Raw genomic sequence first — 25,440 nt, 5'->3', positions numbered from 1 at the left:
ACTATTTAAATTATTTGTGTAAAAATAAAGGGGAATTAAAATGGATCGTAATCAAGCATCATTAGATTTACTTTATAAATTAAAAAAAGAAATTGAAAAGTCATCTAACCAACCATTAATTAAACAAATCAATGAAATGATTAAAAAAATATATAACGAACAATATACAGTGAGTTTTGTCGGACATTTTTCAGCAGGGAAATCTACATTAATTAACAATGTTATCGGACAAAATATATTACCAAGTTCTCCTGTTCCTACAACCAGTAACACAGCACAACTGATTTCTTCAGACAAAAATAGCATTTCCGTTAATTTAAACAACAATCAATACACAGTCGTGGATAATCAAGAAGATGTTAAAAGGCTTAATACTGAAGATAGAGAAGTGGAATCTATTGAAATTGAATTTACTTCAGATAAATTTAATAAAGGCTTTACTTTCCAAGATACGCCTGGTGTCGATTCAATGAGTGACAACCATAGAGAAAGTGCTTTTCAATATTTGCTGACATCTAATTATGTATTTTATACAGTCGACTATAACCATGTGCAGTCGGATATGAATTTTAATTTTATTAAATCCTTAAACAAGTTGGATATTCCGGTTATATTGGTAGTTAACCAAGTCGACAAACATGACGAAGATGAAATCTCGTTTGATACATATAAAAATCGTGTCAACAAAGCCGTTACAGATTGGAAACTGAATTTAGAGAAGATATTTTATGTATCTAAATATGATACGCCGAACAATGAGAAGCAGTCATTTAATCAATATATCCATCAGCTTGATCAACAACGTACGGAACACCAAGTATTTATAGACCGTGTAACGAATTACATTAAACAAGAACAGCTGAAATATATTAATCAACATATGGAAACGATTCTTTCTGATATTGATTCTACTGAAGAAACATTCGATGATGATTATCAAGCTTATAAAGAAAAATTCAACGTCCAAAGTGAACAATCATTAATTCAAGATAAAGATCAATTCACTTCAAATTTAAAAGAAAAGCGCAAAGAGATTTTAGATAACGCTTATTTGATGCCTTATGAAATGCGAGAAACGATTCGACATTATTTAGAAACAACTGCTAAAGACTATAAAGTGAAAGGGCTATTTAATAAAGATAAGAAGAAAGCGATGATTCAAGATGAAACGCTTGAACAAGTGAAAGAAGCTTTAGACATCAAAATTCATGATGAAATTACGAAAGTTTGGATTAAATCATTAGAGAACTTAAACAAATACATTCAAGATGCAGACTTATTCGAGAAAATCATCAACCAGCAATATACGATTAGTAAAGAAGAATTAAGTGGTCAAGTACAAGAGCAAACATCGATTACAAATGATTACGTGTTAATTTATTCTAAAGGCATTACAGAAATGATTAATCGAAAAATACGCAATGAAACAAATCAATTAATAGAGGAAATCGTTAATTCGAGTGAAGTGCATAACGAGTCTAATGAAGAAACAAATCAATTAAATGAATATGAAACATATGTTGAATTTAAGAATTTAAAAACATCACTTATCACAAACAATTATCAACATTATTATATTCATCTTGATGAATCTATCGATAAACTAATAGATAGACATTTTATTCATATAAATGACCTTGACCTAGAAGATAAGAAAGAAACGAAACAACAATTCAAAGAAGTTCAAACGGAACATCGAGAAAATAATCTGCAACAACTTAAAGAACAAATCAATCATTTAAAGAAACTACCTTTATTTGAGGGTGAAGTTCATAATATTGAAAGCCAAGTCGAAAGAATAGAGCATAACATCACAAAGATTGCTGTATTCGGAACATTTAGTGCAGGTAAGAGTAGTTTAATTAATGCTATCTTGCAAAAGCCCGTGCTACTAAGTTCACCGAATCCAACGACGGCAAGTATTACTGAAATTAGTTACGGTACTGAACAAGAAGTGACATTTAAGACTTATGAGCAATTATTAGAAGAGATTAACCATATAACAGAGTTCGCCAATAAACAGTACTCAACAATTGAATCGTTTATTGACGATAAAGATATTAAACAACATCCTTCATTATCTAGTAATCATTTAGCATTCTTTGAAGCAATTGAGACGAACTTTAATCATTACAAAGATATCTTAAAAGAAGGCAAATCTGTCACATTCGATATAGAAGAATTAGAAAAGTTAACAGCTGATGATACACATGCTGCATTTGTACACAAAATTAATTTAAGACTTGAAGAAGCATGGTTAAAAGACAAGATCATTATCGATTCACCAGGACTTAATTCTAATAACCAAAGACATACGAGAGAGACTGAACAAATTATTGCATCAAGTGACTTAATTATTTATGTAAGTTATTATAATCACGCATTTACTGATAAAGACGGTGAGTTCTTAACATATATGCGTGATATGAATAATTTACAACAATCACAAGGTTTGAAATTTGTTATTAACGCCATTGATTTAGCAGAATCTGAAGAAGATAAGCAAGCTGTTATATCTTATGTAGAATCATCATTAGATGCATTGAACATTAAGCCAGAGTGTTATCCAGTTTCAAGTAAACAAGCACTAAAATCACATGATGACGAGTTCAAACGACTTATGGACGCGTTAGACCACTTTGTTAAAGTAGAAAGTAAGCAAGTTCTTAAGTCGCAAGTAGAATCTAGAATTAAACAACTGACGAATGAATTAGAACAAATGGTGCATACGTATAGACAAGATAAAGCACAACTTGAAAAGAGAAAATCAACTTTACTCAGTTATAAAGATAAACAGAACTTCACTAATCAAATTGTGATTAAATCACATCATCAACTAGAAAAAGAAATTCACGATCAACTGTATTACTTGAAAGACAGATTGAATATACAACTCAATGATATCGTCAAAAAACATTTCAATACATCAACGGTAACGGATCAATTTAAACAATCTCTTCAAATGAGTACGAAATATTATGTAGATGATTTAAATCAGAAATTAAGTCTAGAAAGCTCGCTTATCGTAGAAAGGTTAAAGAATTTTTATGCGAGAACATTTGATGATTTATTAACTCCAACAATTGTTGAATTAAATGATGCTTCTATTTTAATCTCTAAGTTTAAACATGACTTTGAAAATGAAATCAATCCGGAACCGATTAGCATTCAAGTTCAAGATATTGCGAAACAAACAATTAGTTCGCTGAGTAAGAAAGATTTAATTAAGACATCTAAAGTAAAAGAAACGCAAAATGCAATTTTAAATGATACAATGAAGCTTATCGACCATCCAATCGTGACGTTTAATGAAGCGTTAACTAAGAATTTGGCACATTATGATACAATAGGTGAGTCGTACATCGAACAATATAATCAAGAGACGATTCATCTTATTGAAGATTACTTATCTGTAGATATCGATAATGATGTTATAGAAAAAATCAAAAACGTCTTAAAAGAGATATAAAGGAGCACTATATGAGTAACAAAATATTATTAATAGATGGTATGGCTTTATTATTTAGACATTTTTATGCTACAAGCATTCATAAACAATTTATGAGAGATTCTAAAGGGATTCCTACGAATGCTGTACAAGGATTTATTAGACATTCTTATACAGTGATCAATGATATTAAACCGACACATGTTGCCGTATGTTGGGATATGGGATCTAAGACTTTCAGAAATGATATGTTTGAAGCATATAAATCAAATAGAGTTGCACCACCTGAAGAAATGATTCCACAATTTGACCGAGCGAAAGAAATCGCTGAGAAATTAGGACTACTCAATTTAGGTATAACAAATTATGAAGCGGATGATGTTATAGGAACAATTAGTAAACGCGCTCAAGAAAAAGGGCATGAAACATATGTCGTGAGTGGCGACCGTGACTTATTACAATGTATAAATACAGATGTTGATATATGGCTGACAAAAAAAGGTTTCAATATTTACAATAAATATGATATTCATAAATTTAGAGAAGAATATGGTTTAGAGCCTCATCAATTAGTTGATGTTAAAGCATTTATGGGTGACACAGCTGATGGTTATCCAGGTGTTAAAGGTATCGGTGAGAAAACGGCGATTAAATTGATACAACAATATCAATCTGTTGAAAATGTTCTTGAAAACATTAATGAATTAACAGCAGGTCAACAAAAGAAAATCATCACATATCGAGATGACTTAGCTATGTCGAAACAACTTGCACAAATTCATACAGATGTACCATTAGAAACTGAAGATTTACTGAATCAAATGACATATCATCATGAAATCGAACAATCAATCGAAATCTGTAATGAACACGAATTATTCGTATCAAGTAAATATTTAACAACAAACTTCTTATAATTAAACGTAAAAAGCATATCACGCGCCGTCGTGATATGCTTTTTATTTATGTTTTAATTGTTTTCTTAAGGCAGTTTGTGCCAATTGATTCGCTTCTTTATTTTGAGATCGTGGAATCCACTTTACAAATATTAAATCAAATTGCCGTTCTAATTCTTTAAATAGCTCGAAGTAGGGTTTGAACGTAGGATTTTTGACATAATCTTTATCAATACTATCAGCTATTAATTTCGAATCTGTATAAATCAATGCATTACCAACTTCTAATTCAATTGCATGTTGAATAGAGAAGATTAATGCTTCCCATTCAGCACGATGATTATCCATTTCACCTAGATAAGATGTGAAATGATGTCTCGCATCATCCGTAATAATGACGCATGCACAACAACTTTCTCCAGGATTGCCTTTAGAAGCGGCGTCAAAATATATTTGCGGCATTTCAATCAACTCTTTCAAATTATTTACCTTCTCATCTAATTTACACGAACGATAAACAGACTTCAATAAATGGTTATAATACTTTTAATTCCGACTTAATAATTCTCCATCAAAGTTGTACATAATATTGTAAGTTGTAAAAATTGTATATAAAAATTATAGAGTTTATTATAAATAGTATTTGAAAGTGACATTAAAAGTGATATACTATTTCAGAACGAAATTTAATTTTGTTCATATCTTATGTTTGAATAATTATAACGAAAGGAGAGTTAATTACGCACGACCATTCACATATTAATAGTATGCACTTCACTCATATATCTGAGATTCATTAATAGAATATATACTGAACACATTACTAATGAGATAGAGACAAAATAGTAACGGGGGAACTCAGCCATGAGTAAAGTTGCCTTTTATGAAATTTTATAGTAAAGGGGCTTGCTAATGGATAAGCAACGGAAATTACAGAAATTTAGTATCCGTAAGTACACAGTAGGAACGTGTTCGATACTAATCGGTACGCTTATATTCTTAGGCTTACCAACTCATGATGCATTTGCATCGGAAAATGTAATTCAAAAACATGCACAAGAAGAAAAAGCAGAAGACAATTCAACAGATCCAGTTGATGAAGCATCTGCAATAGAAGAATCATCAAATGTAGAAGGAACTAAAGAAATCGGTACAGCTGAAACACCAGCAGAACAACCAAAAGAAGAAGCAACTACCGAAGCACCTACAGTTGATGAAACAACACAAGATACAACAACTAACGAAGAAACAACAACAGAAGATAAATCAACTACAAAAACAGCATCAACAGAAGAAGCAACTCAAGTTGATACAGTAGCACCAGAAGCTGCTAAAGTTGGAACTGTAGAAAAAGCAGAACAACCAAAAGCTGAATCAACAGAAGTAGCTAAAGAAGAAACAAGTAATGAAGAAACAGCAGAAACTACAGCTCCAACAAGTAATACCGAAGATGTAGTACAACCATCAAGTGTTGAAGAAACACCTGCAGTAGATACACCAACAGTTGAAGCAACAGTTACAAATACAATTTCTGATGTAGATGCAAACAGCGTATCATCCAAATCACTTGAAGATATCGTTAACAACCAAAACAAAGACAAAGTTGAAGCAACAACATTAGAACAACCTTCAAGACAAGCACCTAGAACAGGTGAAAATTACAGCAGCGTATTTAGAGCAGCAGTGTTACAAACGCGAAATGTTAGTAATTATAACCAATTATTAGCTGCACTCAACGATAGAAATGTAGGGAAAATTGTATTTAATAATGATATTACTATGCCTAACCCAACTAAAAATATTTTTGGCGTAAAAAATGATTCTCAAAAACTTAATCTAAATGCTGCTAGAGCAGTTACTATCGATTTAAATAAGCATTCATTTGATACTGCCAAGAATTATTTTGAAATGGATACGAATGGTAAAAACCAACCAGGTTGGAATATCACATTTAGTAATGGCCATATTAATACACAAGATAATCGACCAGGTAGTGGTAGAAGACCAAGAGGACTTATTCAATACGGTTCAAATAGTCATGACCAAATTATTAATTTTAGAGATATAACTCATACTGGCGTCACATTAGTAAACGATGAAAATCTAAAAGTTAATATTTCCGGTGAATTTACAAGTCATCAGACAGGAAAATTAGGTGCTAATGAAAATTTAACTATTGCTGCCAATGAAATAAGAATTAGTAACGGTAGTACTATTAACATGACTATGACAGGTGAAGGTAAAGTCTTCAAACTTTATACAACTCGTGAAGGCAACGAAAGAGATAAGCTGAAAGGTATACTTGCTTTTGGAGATAATACTAAAGTTAATATAGAAGCTTACGATCCTAAGTTCTATGACTACGGTAATAATTCACAAGATATCTTTTATGTTGAAGGCAAAGGTTCACGTATAACTTTTGGTGATAATAATAAAATCACTTTAAAAGGACAAGATATTTTTAATTTTGATTCCGAATACGCTATGGTTTCCTTTGGAGAAAATAACACTGTAAATGTTGATCAAAGAGGTAATGGTCAAATTATAAATATGCATGATAATTCGGATTTTGAATTAGGAAGAGGAACTCAATTTTTAGCTACTTCAAATGGTAAGATTAATCAAGGACGTCCAAGTCCTCGTGACAATACTTTAGTTAGATTCAAAGCAATTAGCCGCCTAATAATTAAAGAAGATGCTACTTTTAAATTAGATGCAATTAACCATTTAAGAAATGCAAATACTGGTAAGGTTCATAGTCATAATGCGCTTTTCGTAATGGAAGGATGGAGAGGCGCAGCATCTGAAATTATTCTTAAAAATAACGCTACTTTTGATTTACGTACTGATAATACTGATTTTGACCACTCTGAAGTATTAGTTTTACCAAATTTATCTTCTAATGATACAAGTTTAAAAATCGAAGGTACTGCAAAATACGTGAATATTCAACGTACTGCTACAACACGTCATCCAAATAAAAATACTGCAATGATTTATGGTGATGGTAAGGCTATTATTACATGGAAAGGTGACCACCGTGTAATGACATGGAATACTAACCACTTAAGTGATAAAAACAAAACTTATGAAAACTTAGTTAATGGCGATACTTCAAACCCTGATCATGTATGGAACAATATTAATAATTTTACAGCAAGATTATATAATCATGAACTTACTGTAGAATCACTAAGTGATCCTAAAAACCCAGATGCAAGTAGTAGAAATACACCTTTAAGTAATATCGATCGTAATACTTCAAATCATAAAAATATTTCAAGCATGAATGCTGGTGATATTACTAGATTTGTTTTAATTGGGCATGATGTAGAATTAACTTCAATTGAAGAGAGAAACACAGTATTTACAGCAATACAAGATGAATCTAAGCAAAAAGGCGAACATAATATTACTCAAGAAGGACGTGACGGACTTCGTACAAAATATACTACAAGATTAAAAAACAACGAGGGTAATGGTTATGTTACTTCTTCATATATCAGAGATAAAAATGGAAATCCTATTACACCTATTGAAAAACATGTAGAAGTAAATACACTTGAAGTAACAGAAGAAGATATAGAATTCAAGACAATTTATGAAGCTGATACTATAAAATTGACTACAGAGCCAAATGAAACAATCCAAGAAGGCATAAATGGTAAAAAGAAAGTTTCTACTGTATATAAATTGAATGAGGAAACTGGTGAGTTAATTGAAACTGTTGAAACAGCTGAAGATGGTACTCAAACAAATCCTGTTGTAACTGTAGAAACTCTTTTAGAAAAGCAAGATAAAATTATTAAAGTAGGGGCTAAAGAGGTAACAACAGAAGATATTCAGCCTACAGTTGAATATGAAGATGATCCAAATTTACCTAGTGGCATTGAAGAAGTCGCTGATGAAGGTATTCCTGGTAAGAAAACTGTTACGACTATTTATAATATTGATCCTGAAACAGGTAATAGAACTACAGTAGCAAATACTAACGAAGAAATATCAAAAGAGCCAACTAGAAAAATTGTTAAGCGTGGTATTGGAACATATGCTGACCTAAATACTCCTGGATACAGTGACACACCAAGAGAAACTAAACCTGGTAAGGCTGTTGATGTACCACAAAATGATGATACAGAGTTACCTGCTGGTACTAAATTCAGTATTCCTAGTGACCGCGTACCAGCTGGTTGGACGGCTACTATTAACCCAGATAATGGTAATGTAACAGCAACACCTCCAGCTGATGCAGCATCAGGTACTACTGCTGATATTCCAGTTGAAGTGACTTATCCTGATGGTACTAAAGATACTGCTACTGCTAAAGTTACAGTAGTTCCGAACGAAGCTCAGGGTAATAATCCAAACTACGGTAATGAGCCGGTTCCTACAAAACCTGGTGTAGCTAAAATTGTGCCTCAAACTGGTGATAATACTTTGCCTCCTGGTACAACTTATGAAATTCCTGAAGGTGCTAAAATTCCTGACGGTTGGACGGCTACAGTTGATCCTAATACTGGTGTTGTGACTGTTACACCTCCTGATAACGCAAGTAATGGAGATTCAGCTAATATTCCTGTAAAAGTTAAGTATCCAGATGGTTCTTCTGACGATACAACTGTTCCAATTAAAGTAGTTACAAATCAAGCTGAAGATCATACTCCAGGATACGAAGATCAAACTACTATTCCTGGTAAAACTCTTGAGGTATCACAATCTGGAGATAAAAAGTTACCATCTGGTACTAAGTTTGAAATTCCTGAAGATAGTGTTCCTGATGGTTGGATTGCTACAGTTGATCCTATTACTGGTGTAGCGACTGTTACCCCTCCTGCTAATTCTAATGGAGATGAATCAGAAAGAATTACTGTTTTAGTTAAATATCCAGATGGTACTTCTGAAGAAACTGAATTTATAGTTGAATTATCAATACCTAACAGTACAGCTTACCAGCCAACTTATGGAAAAGAACCAATTCCAGTCAAACGCGGTACAGCTACTGAGGTTTCTCTAAAAGATAATGATGCGCCAAAAGGTAGTGTATTTGAAATAGATGAAAAGAGTGTACCTAATGGTTGGACTGCTACAATTAATCCTGAAACAGGTGCTATAACTGTTACATCTCCAACAAATATACCAGGTGGAACCGTACAAGATTTTGGAGTTTTAGTTAAGTATCCAGATAGTACTTCTGAATTAATACCTGTGAAGGTGATAGTAGACAACAGCAATAGCAGCTCTGATGATAACGGAGGTTCTGATGCGAACCCTGATTCGAACAATGGTTCTGACTCTGCTGCAGACAGCAACTTAGACTCTAACTCTAATAGTAGTTCTGATATGAACTCTGGTTCTAACACAGATAGCAGTTCTGACAGTCAATCTGACAAAGATTCTAACTCTGCTAATGACAGCAGTTCTGACTCTAACTCAAATAGTGGTTCTGATATGAACTCTGAATCTAACAACAACTCAGGTTCTAACACTGATAGCAGTTCTGATAATCAATCTGATAAAGATTCTAACTCTGCTAATGACAGCAGCTCTGATTCTAACTCTAATAGTGGTTCTGACATGAACTCTGACTCAAACAATAACTCAGGTTCTAATACAGATAGTAGTTCTGATAGTCAATCTGATAAATATTCTAATTCAGCTAATGACAGCAACTCAGACTCTAACTCTAATAGCGGATCTGATTCTGCTACTAATAGTTCTTCTGATTCTGACGCTAATAACTCAGGTTCTAACACTGACAGCAGCTCTGATTCAGACGTTAATAATTCAGGTTCTAATACAGACAGCGGCTCAGACTCTTATTCAAATAGCGGTTCTGATTCTGCTACTGATAGCTCTTCCGATTCAGATGCTAACAATGACTCTGGTTCTAACATTGATAGTAGTTCTGATTCAGACGCTAATAATTCAGGTTCTAACACTGACAGCAGCTCTGATAGTCAATCTGATAAAGATTCTAACTCAGCTAATGACAGCAACTCAGACTCTAACACTAACAGTGGTTCTGATTCTGCTACAGATAGCAACTCAGACTCTAACTCTAATAGCGGATCTGATTCTGCTACTAATAGTTCTTCTGATTCTGACGCTAATAACTCAGGTTCTAACACTGACAGCAGCTCTGACTCTAATTCAAACAGTGGATCTGACATGAACTCTGATTCTAACAATAATTCAGGTTCTAACACTGATAGCAGTTCTGACTCTAACTCTAATAGTAGTACTGACATGAACTCTGATTCTAACCATAACTTAGGTTCTGATACTAACGATTACACTGGATCTGATGCAAATCCTGATTCGAACAATGGTTCTGACTCTGCTGCAGACAGTAATTCAGCTAATGATAGTTCTTCTGATTCTGACGCTAACCCTAACAGTGGTTCTAGCAATGATTCTGGATCTAACAATGACTCTGATTCTGACGCTAATGGCAGTTCTGATTCAGCTAATGACAACAGTTCTGACTCTAACTCTAATACGGGATCTGATTCTGCTACTGATAGTTCTTCTGATTCAGATGATAATAATTCACCTTCTAACACAGACAGTAGCTCTGATAGTCAATCTGATAAAGATTCTGGTTCAGCTAATGACAGTAGATCTGACAGTCAATCTGACAAAGATTCTAACTCTGCTAATGACAGCAGTTCGGACTCTAATGATAAGACTGGACCTGATGCAAATCCTGATTCAAATAATGATTCTAGTTCTGCTACAGATAGCAACTCAGATAGTAACACTAACAGCGGTTCTGATATGAACTCTGATTCAAACAACAACTCAGGTTCTAATACAGACAGCAACTCTGATTCTGACACTAACGATGGCTCTGACTCTAACACTAATGGTGGTTCTGATTCTAGCTCAACTTCAGATGGCAACAGTACTTCTGGATCAAACTCTAATTCAAACAGTGGTTCTGACACTAGCTCTGATGCTAACAACAACTCAGGTTCTGATGTAAACGGTGGTTCTGATTCTAGCTCAACTTCAGATGACAACAGTACTTCTGGCTCAGACTCTAATTCAAACAGTGGTTCTAATACAGACAGTAGTTCTGACAGTCAATCTGATAAAGACTCTAACTCTACTACTGACAGCAGCTCTGACTCTAACTCAAATAGTGGATCTGATTCTGCTACTAATAGTTCTTCTGATTCTGACGATAATAATTCAGGTTCTAACACAGATAGCAGTTCTGATAGTAACTCAACTTCAGATGCTAACAACACATCTGATTCAGACTCTAACTCTAACAGCGGTTCAGACTCAGCTACAGACAGTAACTCAGCTACTGATAGTTCTTCTGATTCTGACGATAATAATTCAGGTTCTAACACAGACAGCAGCTCTGATAGTCAATCTGACAAAGATTCTAACTCTGCTAATGACAGCAACTCAGACTCTAATGCAAACAGTGGTTCGGACATGAACCCTGATTCTAATAACGATTCTGGTTCTAACACTGATAGTAGCTCTGACTCTAACTCAAATAGCGGATCTGATTCTGCTACTGATAATTCTTCTGATTCTGACGATAATAATTCAGGTTCTAAAACAGATAGCAGCTCTGACAGTAACTCAACTTCAGGTGAGAATAGTACATCTGACTCAGACTCTAATTCAGTCTCTGATTCAAACAGTACTTCTGATAGTGACAGTAATTCAGGCTCAACTTCAGATAGCAACACTGACAGCAGTTCTGACTCTAACAGTACTTCAAATTCTAGCTCTGATTCTGATTCAGACAAAGATACTGATGGAGATGGTACACCTGATAAAGATGACAAAGACATCGATGGTGATGGTGTAAGTAACGAAGATGAAAAAGTCATCGGTACTGATCCAAACAACCCTGATACTGATGGTAATGGTGTAAGTGATGGTGACGAAGACCACGATAGCGATGGTATTCCGAATAAAGATGAATCTGATCCATCTTCAGATCAACCAACTGACAAAGATGGTGATGGTAAACCTGATATTGAAACTCCGAAGGATACTGATGGCGATGGCATCACAGATAAAGATGACAATGACATCGATGGTGATGGTGTAAGTAACGAAGATGAAAAACTTATTGGTACTGATCCAAACAACCCTGATACTGACGGTAATGGCGTAAGTGATGGTGATGAAGACCACGATAATGATGGTATTTCAAATAAAGATGAATCTGATCCGAAAGCTGATAAGCCAACGGATAAAGATGGTGATGGTAAACCTGATATTGAAACTCCGAAAGATACTGATGGCGATGGCATCACAGATAAAGATGACACTGACATCGATGGTGACGGCGTAAGTAACGAAGACGAAAAACTTATCGGTACTGATCCAAACAACCCTGATACTGATGGTAATGGCGTAAGTGATGGTGACGAAGACCACGATAATGACGGTATTCCAAATAAAGATGAGTCTGATCCATCTTCAGATCAACCAACTGACAAAGATGGTGATGGTAAACCTGATATTGAAATTCCGAAGGATACTGATGGCGATGGCATCACAGATAAAGATGACACTGACATCGATGGTGATGGTGTAAGTAACGAAGATGAAAAACTTATTGGTACTGATCCAAACAACCTTGATACTGACGGTAATGGCGTAAGTGATGGTGATGAAGACCACGATAATGATGGTGTTTCAAATAAAGATGAATCTGATCCGAAAGCTGATAAGCCAACGGATAAAGATGGTGATGGTAAACCTGATATTGAAACTCCGAAAGATACTGATGGCGATGGCATCACAGATAAAGATGACACTGACATCGATGGTGATGGTGTAAGTAACGAAGATGAAAAACTTATTGGTACTGATCCAAACAACCCTGATACTGACGGTAATGGTGTAAGTGATGGTGATGAAGACCACGATAGCGATGGTATTCCGAATAAAGATGAATCTGATCCATCTTCAGATCAACCAACTGACAAAGATGGTGATGGTAAACCAGATATCACAACTCCGAAGGATAATAGTTCTGATATGAACTCTGATTCTAACAATAACTCAGGTTCTAATACAGACAGCAGCTCTGATAGTCAATCTGATAAAGATTCTAACTCTGCTAATGACAGCAACTCAGATTCTAACTCAAACAGTGGTTCTGATTCTGCTACTGATAGTTCTTCTGATTCATACACTAATAATTCTGGTTCTAACACTGATAGCAGTTCTGATAGTCAATCTGACAAAGATTCTAATTCAGCTGATGACAGCAACTCAGATTCTAACTCAAACAGTGGATCTAACATGAACTCTGATTCTAACAATAACTCAGGTTCTAACACTGATAGCAGCTCTGACTCTAACTCAAATAGCGGATCTGATTCTGCTACTAATAGTTCTTCTGATTCAGACGTTAATAATTCTGGTTCTAACACTGATAGCAGTTCTGATAGTCAATCTGATAAAGATTCTAACTCTACTAATGACAGTAGCTCTGACTTTAATGCGAACAGTGGTTCTGATTCTGCTACAGATAGCAATTCAGCTACTGACAGTTCTTCTGATTCAGATTTGAACTCTAATAGCGGTTCTAATACAGATAGCAGTTCTGATAGTGACAGTAATTCGAACTCAACATCAGATAGCAACACTGATAGTAGTTCTGACTCTAACAGTACTTCAAATTCTGGCTCTGATTCTGATTCAGACAAAGATACTGACGGAGATGGTACACCTGACAAAGATGACAAAGACATCGATGGTGATGGTGTAAGTAACGAAGATGAAAAACTTATCGGTACTGATCCAAATAACCCAGATACTGATGGTAATGGTGTAAGTGATGGTGACGAAGACCACGATAGTGATGGTATTCCGAACAAAGATGAATCTGATCCATCTTCAGATAAACCAACGGATAAAGATGGTGACGGTAAACCTGACATTGAAACTCCGAAAGATACTGACGGCGATGGCATCACAGATAAAGATGACACTGACATCGATGGTGATGGTGTAAGTAACGAAGACGAAAAACTTATCGGTACTGATCCAAATAACCCAGATACTGACGGTAATGGTGTAAGTGATGGTGACGAAGACCTCGATAGCGATGGTATTCCGAATAAAGATGAATCTGATCCATCTTCAGATAAACCAACGGATAAAGATGGTGACGGTAAACCTGACATTGAAACTCCGAAGGATACTGACGGCGATGGCATCACAGATAAAGACGACACTGATATCGATGGTGACGGCATAAGTAACGAAGATGAAAAACTTATTGGTACTGATCCTACAAATCCTGATACTGATCACGATGGTATTTCTGATGGTGATGAAGATCATGATGGTGATGGTATTCCGAACAAAGAAGAATCTGATCCAAATTCTGATAAACCAACGGATAAAGATGTTGACGGTAAACCTGACATTGAAACACCGAAAGATACTGATGGAGATGGCATACCAGATAAAGATGACACTGACATCGATGGCGATGGTGTAAACAATGAGGATGAAAAACTTATCGGCACTGATCCTACAAATCCTGACACTGACGGTAACGGTAAGAATGATGGAGAGGAAGACTTTGATAATGATGGCGTAACAAACCAAAATGAATCTGATCCTGAATCTAATAAACCAACAGATGAAAATGGTGACGGTAAACCTGATATTACTACTCCAGATGATACTGATGGTGATGGCATTCTTGACAAAGATGACACTGATAAGGATGGCGACGGCATTAACGATGAAGATGAAATCCTTATTGGCACTGATCCGTTAGATCCAGATACTAATGGTGATGGCGTAAGTGATGGAGACGAAGATCATGATGATGACGGTATACCTAATAAAGATGAATCTGATCCGAATTCTGCTACACCAACTGATAAAGATGGTGATGGTAAACCGGATATCACTACTCCTCATGATACTGATAGTGATGGAATCCCTGATATTGATGATGAAGACATCGATGGTGACGGTGTTAACAATGAAGATGAAAAACTTATCGGTACTGACCCAACTAACCCAGACACTGACGGTAATGGTGTAAGTGATGGAGATGAGGATTATGATAGTGATGGTATACCAAACAAAGACGAATCTAATCCAAATAAAGATAAAGTAACTGATAAAGATGGTAATGGTAAACCTGATATCACAACTCCACAAGATACTGATGGTGACGGTATTCCTGATAAAGAAGATACTGACATCGATGGTGATGGTATCAATAATGAAGATGAAAAATTAATTGGTACTAATCCGAATAATCCAGACACTGATCATGATGGTATCCCTGATGGTGATGAAGACCATGATGGCGATGGTATTCCAAATAAAGATGAATCTAATCCAAATTCAGATAAACCAACTGATAAAGATTATGATGGAAAACCAGATGTATCTACGCCAACTGATCCTAATAAAGATACTGACGGCGACGGTAAACCTGACAGAAATGATAATGACATTGATGGTGACGGCGTTAACAACGAAGATGAAAAACTTATCGGTACTGATCCATTAAATCCTGATACTGACGGTAATGGTGTGAATGATGGTGATGAGGATTACGATAATGATGGTTACTCAAACAAACACGAATCTAATCCTAAATCTGACAAACCAACTGATAAAGATGGTGATGGTAAATCTGACATCTCAACACCTACTGATACAGATGGAGATGGTATTATCGACTTAGATGATCCTGATATCGATGGTGATGGTATCAATGATTACGATGAGATAGAAATTGGTACTGATCCATTAAATCCAGATACTAATGGTAATGGTATCCCTGATGGTGACGAAGATCACGATGGTGATGGTATTCCAAATAAAGATGAATCTGATCCAAACTCATTTGATGTAACTGATAAAGATGGCGACGGTAAACCTGACATCTCAACTCCGAAGGATACTGATGGTGATGGCATCCCTGATAAAGATGACAATGATATTGATGGCGATGGCGTTAACAACGAAGATGAAAAACTAATTGGTACTGATCCAACTAAAGTTGATACTGACGGTAATGGTATCGATGATGGTGATGAGGATTACGATGGAGATGGTTACTCGAACAAAACTGAATCTAATCGTAAATCTGACAAACCAACGGATAGAGATGGTGACGGCAAACCTGATATCACGACTCCAGCTGATACTGATGGCGATGGTATTATCGACAAAGATGATACTGATGTTGATGGTGATGGTATCAACGACTACGATGAGATTGTAATTGGCACTGATCCATTAAATCCAGACACTAATGGTAATGGTATACCTGACGGTGACGAGGATTACGACGGTGATGGTATTCCAAATAAAGACGAATCTAATCCAAATTCATTTGATGTAACAGATAAAGACGGTGACGGTAAACCTGACATCTCAACTCCGAAGGATACTGACGGCGATGGTATTCCAAATAAAGATGAATCTAATCCAAATTCAGATAAACCAACTGATAAAGATTATGATGGAAAACCAGATGTATCTACGCCAACTGATCCTAATAAAGATACTGACGGCGACGGTAAACCTGATATTACTACACCTAGTCAATCTGCATCGAATACACCTGGATATGATTCTAAAGACCAAAGTCCAACTCCAGTTAAACCTGGTTCTGAAACTCATATTCCACAAACTGGTGATAAAGAGTTACCACCTGGTACGAAGTTTGACGTTCCAGCTGACAAAGTTCCAAGTGGTTGGACTGTAGAAGTTGACCCTAACACTGGTGATTTAACAATCGTTCCACCGAAAGATGTTACACCTGGTACTGAAGTTGAAATTCCAGTTACAGTGACTTACCCAGACGGTTCTACTGAAGAACTTCCGGTTAAAGTTATCGTTGAAAAATCAACTGACAAACCAGCTGATAAGTCTAACGCTGACGATAATTCACCTGGATATGATTCTAAAGATCAAGGTCCTACTCCAGTTAAACCTGGTTCTGAAACTAAAGTTCCACAAACTGGTGATAAAGAGTTACCACCTGGTACGAAGTTCGACGTTCCAGCTGACAAAGTTCCAAGTGGTTGGACTGTAGAAGTTGATCCTAACACTGGTGATTTAACAATCGTTCCACCTAAGGATGTTACACCTGGTACTGAAGTTGAAATCCCAGTTACAGTTACTTACCCAGATGGTTCTACTGAAGAACTTCCTGTTAAAGTTGTCGTTGAAAAAGCTACTGATAAATCACATGCTGACGACAATACACCTGGATATGGTAAAGATTCAACTCCAGTTAAACCTGGTTCTGAAACTCATATTCCACAAACTGGTGATAAAGAATTACCACCTGGTACGAAGTTTGATGTTCCAGCTGACAAAGTTCCAAGTGGTTGGACAGTAACTGTTGATCCTATCACTGGTGACATTACAGTTGTTCCACCTAAGGATGTAACACCTGGTACTATGGTTAATATTCCAGTTACGGTTACTTACCCAGACGGCTCTACTGAAATCGTTCCTGTTAAAGTTGTAGTCGAAAAACCTGCTGACAAACCAGCTGGTAAGACTCAAGCTGATGACAATACACCTGGATATGGTTCTAAAGATCAAGGTTCAACTCCAGTTAAACCTGGTACATCTACTCATATCCCACAAACTGGTGATAAAGAGTTACCACCTGGTACGAAGTTTGAAGTTCCTTCAGACAAAGTTCCAAGTGGATGGACTGTAACTGTAGATCCTATCACTGGTGACATTACAGTTGTTCCACCTAAAGATGTAACACCTGGTACTAAAGTTGATATTCCAGTAACTGTTACTTACCCAGATGGTTCTAAACAAACTGTAACTGTTGGTGTTGTAGTTGAAAAAGCTTCTGATAACACAGACGCTGGTTCTAACAATATGAATGGTATGGATAGCAAAGCTGCTGATCATGCTGGACATATGGCACAAAATGAACAACAACAACAAAGCACTAATGGTATGGAAAGTTCTAAAGATAACATGATGAATAAAGATAACAAAGAACAAGCAAAAGTATTACCAGACACTGGTGAAACACCTGCTGAAAATGTTACTTTATTCGGAAGCTTATTCGCAGGGCTTGGCTCATTATTCTTATTCGGTCGTCGTAAAAAAGAAGAAGAACAATAAAATATAATGAGTAATGAGGGTCTGGAACATTAATGTTCCAGACTCTTCATTTTTAATTTTATTTTAAATAAAATGATTATTTTCATTTTTGTCTATACATATTTGAATTTAGATTAAAAAAGATTTATATACATATATTGAAAATGAAAGGACTGAAAGAGCGTGAATGCTAAACAGCAAATCAAACAAATTATAAATGAACATTCTGATTGTGAAAGATTATTTATAAGTATTGGCCATCCTAAAGTTAAAGCCGTTGTTAAAAGCTTTAAATTATCGAACAGTAATCAAATATTTAAATTTATCGAAACATATCGTAAGAAGAGTGGTAAAGCAGCTAAATGGATTAAAATTGATATTGTAACTTCTGTTGAAGATATCCCATTTGATGATTTAAAAGAAGACTTAGTTCATACAACTAGAAATCATGTTGAATATGGTTTTGTATTAGATTCCAATTGGCACCTAGCATTTTTACCAGAAGAAATAAACAGCAATGCTTTTATTAGACCTACAAACGAGAAAGGGATATTCATACTTTCTGAGAAAAATATCAATCATTATTTAAGAAAGTATAAGAAGAATTACAATTTATATTTACACAAAGATTATGAAGGCAAAGTAGTTCAGAGATTCTATACAAAGAGTTTCTTTATTGAAGATGAACAGGTTATCAATTTAGAACAAGAAGGTTACAAGAAAGGGTTAAGGCCAGTAGATAATCTTCCAGTTGAAATTGATCGTATGATTCAAACGAATACAGATTATTTGATGAATCTTATACAAGATAATGGTAAGTATCATTATGGATTTTTCCCACACTTTAATATCAATATCAATGCTTATAACAATTTATGTCATAGTTCAACAACTTATGCATTTATCAAGTCATTATCATATTTGAAAAAGAATATAAGCATTTCTAAGAAACCGATAGATTACATTATCAATCATTATTTATATAAACACGACGGTGCAACATATGTATTTGATGATACAAACTATATTAATGAGATTAAATTAGGTCAGAACGCCGCATTTATACTAGCTGTATGTGGTTATATACAATACGGTCGTTCGAATAAGAAGTATTTAAAAGCAGCTCAAAGTGTTGCGAAAGGCTTATTAAACATGATTGATGAGAACGGAGAAACAACACATGTGTTGAATTATCCAGATTTAACTGTTAAAGATTCATTTAGAGTCATTTATTATGAAGGTCAAGCAGCATTAGCGTTATTAAAATTATATCAACTTGATCAAAATGAAGAATGGTTAAATGCTGCCAAATTACTTTATGAAAAATTTATTCAAAAATCATATTGGAAACACCATGACTACTGGTTAAGTTATAGTGCAGAAGTATTGATTCAAATTGAACCAGAAGAAAAATATTATCAATTTGCTTTTCAAAATTTAGGAGAACATTTGAATAACGTACAAAACCGTCAATTTACAGATCCATTATTACTAGGCATGTTAATGGCTACATATAATATAGTAGAAAGTGCGAAACAACATGACCAAACTAAGTTGATTAATAAATATATTGACGTTGATTTATTAGTTGATACGATTCATAGAAGAGCAGATTATATGAGAACAGGTTATTTTTATCCTGAAGTTGCAATGTATTTCCAAAATCCAGAGCGCATATTAGAGGCATTCTATATTAAACATGAAGGTTATCGTGTAGAGATAGATGATATCGAACATTACTTAACGAGTTATGTAGAGTATTTGAAAGTATTTAATCAATAAGAAAATCCTACCTTTTCCATAGTTATGGAGTAGGTAGGATTTTTATTAGATTAGTATGAAATTATTCGCTAATCTTACCATTTCTATACATTGATTTAGCAATGTAACCAAACGGTACGTTAGATAATGTTGTGATGAGCTTTAAGAAGTATGTCGTAAAGAATATTTCAAATACAACATTGTTCGGTAAGTTACCATAGAACGCAATCAATACAAATATTGCAGTATCAACAATTGAACTGATTACTGTACTTCCGTATGCTCTTATATAGAATGTTCTATCTGAAGAGAATTTCTTCTTGATTAATGTGAATAGTAATACATCTAAATGTTGACCAATAATATATGCAATGATGGATCCAAGTGCAATTCTTGGTACAATATTAAAGATTGTTTCAAGTGCTTCTTGAGAGATATCTTCCTGTGCAGGAATAAACGCTAGAGAGCACTGTAATAATATAACCATGACGATTACTGAAGAAAATCCAAGCCAAACTGCTTTTCGTGCTTGTTTTCTACCATAGATATCGTTTAATATATCTGTTGCAAGATAAATTGATGCGAACATAACATTTCCAAGTGTTGCACTAACTGAAAAGAGTTCTACTGTTTTAATAACCTGTATATTTGCTATAATAGTACCTATAGCAACCCAAACGAACAGGCCAGTTTTTCCAAAAAATCGGTATAGAACGAGCATCAATATAAACGTAACGAAGAAAGTTCCAATACCTATTAATTCATTATACATAACTTTGTTCCTCCTAAATTTTGATATAGCGGGTGTTTAGAAACCGCGATAATCGAACTTATCTATTATACGGCTCAAAGTTATAAAAATCAATAAGCTTTATCGTAAACAATTTGTATGATGAATGTTATAATAACGGTCTAGTAAGGGAGTGACACTCATTTTAGCTCAAGAAGAGAAACAAGCAATTAAACAAATAGATCAATTGATGGAAACATACTGTAAAGGGTGTTTATTAAAGACACACTATAGAGAAACAAAGGGTAAACACCAAGCACATCAGTATTGTATATCGGAATGTTCTATCGGTATACGCATTAAACAATTAGGTAACAAGTTGCAATAAGGAGGATATTATGGAAATTGTTAGAGTTGAACCGACACCAAGCCCAAATACGATGAAAATCGTTTTATCATTTAAGAAAGAAGATAGGTCTTCAAATACTTATACTGAAGTGAATGATCATAATCCAGAATTCATTAACCGTATTCTTCAATTAGATGGTATTAAATCTGTATTCCATGTTATGGACTTTATCGCTGTAGATAAACGTCCAAAAGAAAACTGGGATACTTTACTTAAAGACGTTACAGCAGCCATCTCAGGTTCAGATCAAGAAGGGGACTTTGCTGAAAATCAAGTAAATGAACATTTCGGTGAAGTAAAAGCTGAAGTCTTAAAGTTTAAAGGTATACCTTATCAAATTAAATTAACAACACAAGATGAAGAGAAACGTAAACAACTTCCTGAAATTTATATTGATAGTATGCTAAAAGCAACGAAAGACTCAGATAACGTTGTCTTTTTAAGAAAATGGGAAGATTTAGGTGTACGTTACGGCGAAGTAGAGGAAGTATTAGCAACCGTTCAAGAAGAAATATTAGCTTTGTACCCTAAAGAGAAATTAGAGGCTTTAGTTGAAGAAGCTTTAACAAGTGACATTACCATTCCTGAAAAGCAATTTGTACACGTTGATAAAGAAACGTTTGAACAAGAAGATGATTGGAAAGTAAAATTAAGAATGTTAAATGACTTTCCAACACCAACAGAAGACGATTATCCATTATTAGATGTCGCGTTAAATGATGAAAAGCCACAAGTACGCAGAATGGCAATCGTGCTATTAGGTATGATTGAATCAAAAGAAACATTACCTTACTTATATAAAGGTATGAAAGATAAAGTTGTTTCTGTTAGAAGAACAGCTGGTGACTGTTTAAGTGATTTAGGATTTAAAGAAGCATTACCAGTGATGATAGAAGCATTAGAAGACCCTCAAAAAATTGTAAGATGGCGTGCAGCTATGTTTATATTTGATGAAGGCGATGAAACTGCTTTAGAAGCATTGAAGAAAAGACAAGACGATCCAGCATTCGATGTTAAATTGCAAGTACAAATGGCGATTGAAAGAATCGAAAATGGTGAAGAAGCATTAGGTTCTGTTTGGAAACAAATGGCTAATAGAAAGAAAGAGGGATAAAAGATGAATGCATATGAACAATACATGAAAGAACTTGCTCAACCAATGAGAAGTGAATTAACAGGACAAGGCTTTGAAAGTTTAGAATCAGCAGAATCAGTTAAAGAATATATGGAGAACGCACAACCGAATGAAACAACATTTATCGTTGTAAACTCTGTATGTGGATGTGCAGCTGGTTTAGCACGTCCTGCAGCTGTTACAGTAGCCCAACAAAATGATAAAAAACCTTCTAGAATCGCTACAGTATTTGCTGGACAAGATAAAGAAGCAACTGAAACAATGAGAGAATATATCGCACAAGTACCATCAAGTCCATCAATGGCATTATTTAAAGGTAATGAGCTTAAATACTTTATGCCACGTGAACATATTGAAGGAAGAGATATCCAAGAAATCTGTTTGGATATTAAAGACGCTTTTGATGAATACTGTGACTAATATTCGTATCACAACTGCCGTTAAGACAAATGCATCTCTCTACAAACAAGTAGAAGATGCATTTTCTGTGTTATCTAAATTAGCATCCATTCAGAATGTTCAAATTATTAAGCGAAGAAAATTAACGATTAATCAATTGTTTCAACGAGATACGACACCATTAATTGTATTTGAAAGCAGTGGACCTAAACTTTATTTCACACCAGATACACCGATATATTTTCATTTAGATACAGTTAAAGTTAAATTACATATGATGAAACAACGTAAGATGCCTGTACTAATTGAAATGTTAGATGAAATAACAACAGATTTTACAAAATTTAATTTTATAGATGGCACGATGGGCTTTGGGCGAGATACGTATTTAATATTAAAGCATTATCAACAAGCACATGTATATGCAATAGAACAAAATCCACTTATCCATTATGTTATTTCTGAAGGCATGAAACGCTATTTAACAGAAGATGAATTAAGACGCATCCATTATATAAATGATGATTATCACAATTGGGTCGAACAACATCCAGAATTGGTCGACATCTTATATTTAGATCATATGTTTGAAGAGACACTTGATGAAGACGATAGAATGGGGGAACTTTCACGTAATATTGAAATACCTTCAGAAATCAAAAGTGTATCTCATTTCGAATATTTAATCGTAAAAGCACATTATAAAAGCGAGATTTTCAAAAAGTTTAATACAATACAATGTATAAGGAAAAGCACTAAAACACATTATGGATTGAGAATAAATCAAAATTATAAATTTGAGTGATGGTGTAACACTTAATCATTTGATAATACAAAAACTGGGACAAAAGATTGTCCCAGTTTTTGTATATTACCCCTTATTGATACTATTCTGTAATACACATACTAATCATATAGCATAATAATAAGAAGAACCCTAAAGTAGCAAAAATTTCATTCATTGAAATAGCCTCCTTCGTTTTGTTAGCACTTTGTTAATTTATATCCATTATACCTAATAATCTGGAAATTTTCTATATTATATCAGTAGTAAATTACCGTTATTTTCGTTAATATAGTAACAGGAGAATATGAAAAAGAGGTGCTCAAATGAATAACTTTGATAAAGCGTATCACGATTTATGTAAAAGGGTATTAGAAGAAGGCGAGAATAAGGACGATAGAACGGGTACGGGTACGATTTCTATATTTGGTCACCAAATGAGATTTGATTTATCTGAAGGTTTTCCGTTATTAACAACTAAAAAGGTTTCTTTTAAATTAATTGCAACTGAGCTTTTATGGTTTATTAAAGGCGATACAAATATAAGATATTTATTACAATATAAGAATAACATTTGGAACGAGTGGGCTTTCAAGAAATGGATTGAAAGCAATGACTATGATGGTCCTGATATGACAGACTTTGGTCGTCGTTCTTTAGTAGATGATGAATTTAATGAACAATATAAAGCACAACTTGCGATATTCAAAGATAAGATTCTGAATGATGATGATTTTATGATAAAATACGGTGACTTAGGCAATGTTTACGGTAAACAATGGAGAGATTGGAAAGATCAAGATGGTAAACGATTTGACCAACTTAAGACTTTAATTGAAAATATTAAACAAAATCCTAATTCAAGACGCCATATTATTTCTGCTTGGAATCCAACCGAAATAGATACGATGGCATTACCACCATGTCATACATTATTCCAATTTTATGTAAAAGACGGAAAATTAAGCTGTCAATTATATCAACGAAGTGCAGATATTTTCTTAGGTGTGCCTTTTAATATTGCAAGTTATAGTTTATTAACACATTTAATTGCGAAAGAATGTGGATTAGAAGTAGGCGAGTTTGTCCATACGTTTGGTGACGCGCATATTTATAAAAATCATATAGACGCAATAAATGAACAACTTTCAAGAGATTCTTACGATGCACCTAAACTTAATATCAACACAGATAAATCATTGTTTGATATTGAATACGAAGATTTAGAAATTGACGGTTATGAATCACATCCAAGTATTAAAGCACCTATTGCAGTTTAAAAAGGAGTAATTTAAATGAAATCAATTATAGTTTGTCATGATCAAAATCGCGTAATTGGCTTAGACAACAAGATGCCATGGCATTTACCAAATGACTTAAAAAGAGTTAAAGCATTGACGACTGGAAATACGATCGTGATGGGAAGAAAAACATTTGATTCTTTAGGTAAGCCATTACCGAATAGACGTAATGTTGTATTAACGACAAATCCATCTTTTGAACATGAAGGTGTCGATGTGATTCATTCTTTAGATGAAATCGATCAACTTGATGGACATATCTTTATCTTTGGCGGACAAGGTCTATATGAACAAATGATGGACCGCGTTGACGATATGTATGTAACAGTAATAGAAGATAAGTTTCAAGGTGATGCCTTTTTCCCTCCATACGACTTCAAAGATTGGACGGTTCTTTCATCTGAATCTGGCGAACTCGATGAAAAAAACACTTTACCACACACTTATATGCATTTGGAAAGGAAAAAATAG

The 25,440-nt window shown here is 34.5% G+C and carries 12 protein-coding genes; 10 read left to right on the top strand and 2 right to left on the bottom strand.

Going from position 1 to position 25,440, the window contains the following annotated elements:
• Positions 1–40: 40 nt before the first annotated feature.
• On the top strand, positions 41–3,469 hold the full coding sequence (locus LQ679_RS00735) for a dynamin family protein (protein ID WP_239761938.1): 3,429 nt from the start codon (positions 41–43) through the stop codon (positions 3,467–3,469).
• Positions 3,470–3,480: 11 nt separating this feature from the next.
• Complete coding sequence (locus LQ679_RS00730; protein ID WP_103361645.1) at positions 3,481–4,365, top strand: 5'-3' exonuclease; 885 nt, start codon at positions 3,481–3,483, stop codon at positions 4,363–4,365.
• A gap of 42 nt (positions 4,366–4,407) precedes the next feature.
• On the opposite strand, the gene LQ679_RS00725 is transcribed toward LQ679_RS00730, so the two are convergent.
• Positions 4,408–4,806, bottom strand: coding sequence for a ribonuclease HI family protein (locus LQ679_RS00725; protein ID WP_239761937.1), 399 nt, complete (start codon positions 4,804–4,806; stop codon positions 4,408–4,410).
• 450 nt (positions 4,807–5,256) lie between these two features.
• On the opposite strand from LQ679_RS00725, the gene LQ679_RS00720 reads away from it, so the two are divergent.
• Both LQ679_RS00720 and LQ679_RS00715 read left to right on the top strand, forming a co-directional pair.
• A complete protein-coding gene (locus LQ679_RS00720) occupies positions 5,257–18,471 on the top strand; it encodes a Rib/alpha-like domain-containing protein (protein WP_239761936.1) in 13,215 nt (4,404 codons plus the stop codon).
• A 162-nt stretch (positions 18,472–18,633) separates the two neighbouring features.
• Entirely contained in the window at positions 18,634–20,232 is a 1,599-nt protein-coding gene (locus LQ679_RS00715) for a poly(glycerol-phosphate) alpha-glucosyltransferase (protein ID WP_191835574.1), read from the top strand.
• A gap of 61 nt (positions 20,233–20,293) precedes the next feature.
• Here LQ679_RS00715 and LQ679_RS00710 read toward each other — a convergent pair whose 3' ends face one another.
• A complete protein-coding gene (locus tag LQ679_RS00710) occupies positions 20,294–20,983 on the bottom strand; it encodes a queuosine precursor transporter (RefSeq protein ID WP_191835573.1) in 690 nt (229 codons plus the stop codon).
• A 151-nt stretch (positions 20,984–21,134) separates the two neighbouring features.
• Between LQ679_RS00710 and LQ679_RS00705 the strand changes: the two genes are divergently transcribed.
• The 6 genes from LQ679_RS00705 to LQ679_RS00680 all read left to right on the top strand — a co-directional run bounded on the left by LQ679_RS00705 (position 21,135) and on the right by LQ679_RS00680 (position 25,440).
• A complete protein-coding gene (locus tag LQ679_RS00705; protein WP_049318859.1) occupies positions 21,135–21,329 on the top strand; it encodes a zinc-finger domain-containing protein in 195 nt (64 codons plus the stop codon).
• A 10-nt stretch (positions 21,330–21,339) separates the two neighbouring features.
• On the top strand, positions 21,340–22,464 hold the full coding sequence (locus LQ679_RS00700) for a virulence factor (protein ID WP_191835572.1): 1,125 nt from the start codon (positions 21,340–21,342) through the stop codon (positions 22,462–22,464).
• A 3-nt stretch (positions 22,465–22,467) separates the two neighbouring features.
• The gene (locus tag LQ679_RS00695) at positions 22,468–22,905 is read left to right on the top strand and encodes a BrxA/BrxB family bacilliredoxin (RefSeq protein WP_025906276.1); all 438 of its coding nucleotides are present in this window, start codon (positions 22,468–22,470) and stop codon (positions 22,903–22,905) included.
• Entirely contained in the window at positions 22,889–23,689 is an 801-nt protein-coding gene (locus LQ679_RS00690; RefSeq protein WP_239761935.1) for a class I SAM-dependent methyltransferase, read from the top strand. Before LQ679_RS00695 ends, LQ679_RS00690 begins: the two co-directional genes overlap by 17 nt.
• Positions 23,690–23,994: 305 nt before the next feature.
• Entirely contained in the window at positions 23,995–24,948 is a 954-nt protein-coding gene (locus tag LQ679_RS00685; RefSeq protein ID WP_107577807.1) for a thymidylate synthase, read from the top strand.
• Between the two features lie 15 nt (positions 24,949–24,963).
• Positions 24,964–25,440: a dihydrofolate reductase gene (locus tag LQ679_RS00680; RefSeq protein WP_037590516.1), complete on the top strand. Its 477-nt coding sequence runs from the start codon at positions 24,964–24,966 to the stop codon at positions 25,438–25,440.

Source organism: Mammaliicoccus sp. I-M35 (genome assembly GCF_022386455.1).
Lineage (GTDB): Bacteria > Bacillota > Bacilli > Staphylococcales > Staphylococcaceae > Mammaliicoccus > Mammaliicoccus sciuri_A.
Note: the sequence above shows the minus strand (reverse complement) of the source record. Positions and strands in the feature narration are given on the sequence as shown.

Bases quoted from the DNA above. Each gene is read 5' to 3' on its own strand.
- LQ679_RS00695 (WP_025906276.1), top strand. From the start codon at position 22,468: ATGAATGCATATGAACAATACATGAAAGAACTTGCTCAACCAATGAGA.
- LQ679_RS00710 (WP_191835573.1), bottom strand. From the start codon at position 20,983: ATGTATAATGAATTAATAGGTATTGGAACTTTCTTCGTTACGTTTATA.
- LQ679_RS00735 (WP_239761938.1), top strand. From the start codon at position 41: ATGGATCGTAATCAAGCATCATTAGATTTACTTTATAAATTAAAAAAA.
- LQ679_RS00680 (WP_037590516.1), top strand. From the start codon at position 24,964: ATGAAATCAATTATAGTTTGTCATGATCAAAATCGCGTAATTGGCTTA.
- LQ679_RS00730 (WP_103361645.1), top strand. From the start codon at position 3,481: ATGAGTAACAAAATATTATTAATAGATGGTATGGCTTTATTATTTAGA.
- LQ679_RS00685 (WP_107577807.1), top strand. From the start codon at position 23,995: ATGAATAACTTTGATAAAGCGTATCACGATTTATGTAAAAGGGTATTA.
- LQ679_RS00720 (WP_239761936.1), top strand. From the start codon at position 5,257: ATGGATAAGCAACGGAAATTACAGAAATTTAGTATCCGTAAGTACACA.
- LQ679_RS00725 (WP_239761937.1), bottom strand. From the start codon at position 4,806: ATGCCGCAAATATATTTTGACGCCGCTTCTAAAGGCAATCCTGGAGAA.
- LQ679_RS00700 (WP_191835572.1), top strand. From the start codon at position 21,340: ATGGAAATTGTTAGAGTTGAACCGACACCAAGCCCAAATACGATGAAA.
- LQ679_RS00690 (WP_239761935.1), top strand. From the start codon at position 22,889: ATGAATACTGTGACTAATATTCGTATCACAACTGCCGTTAAGACAAAT.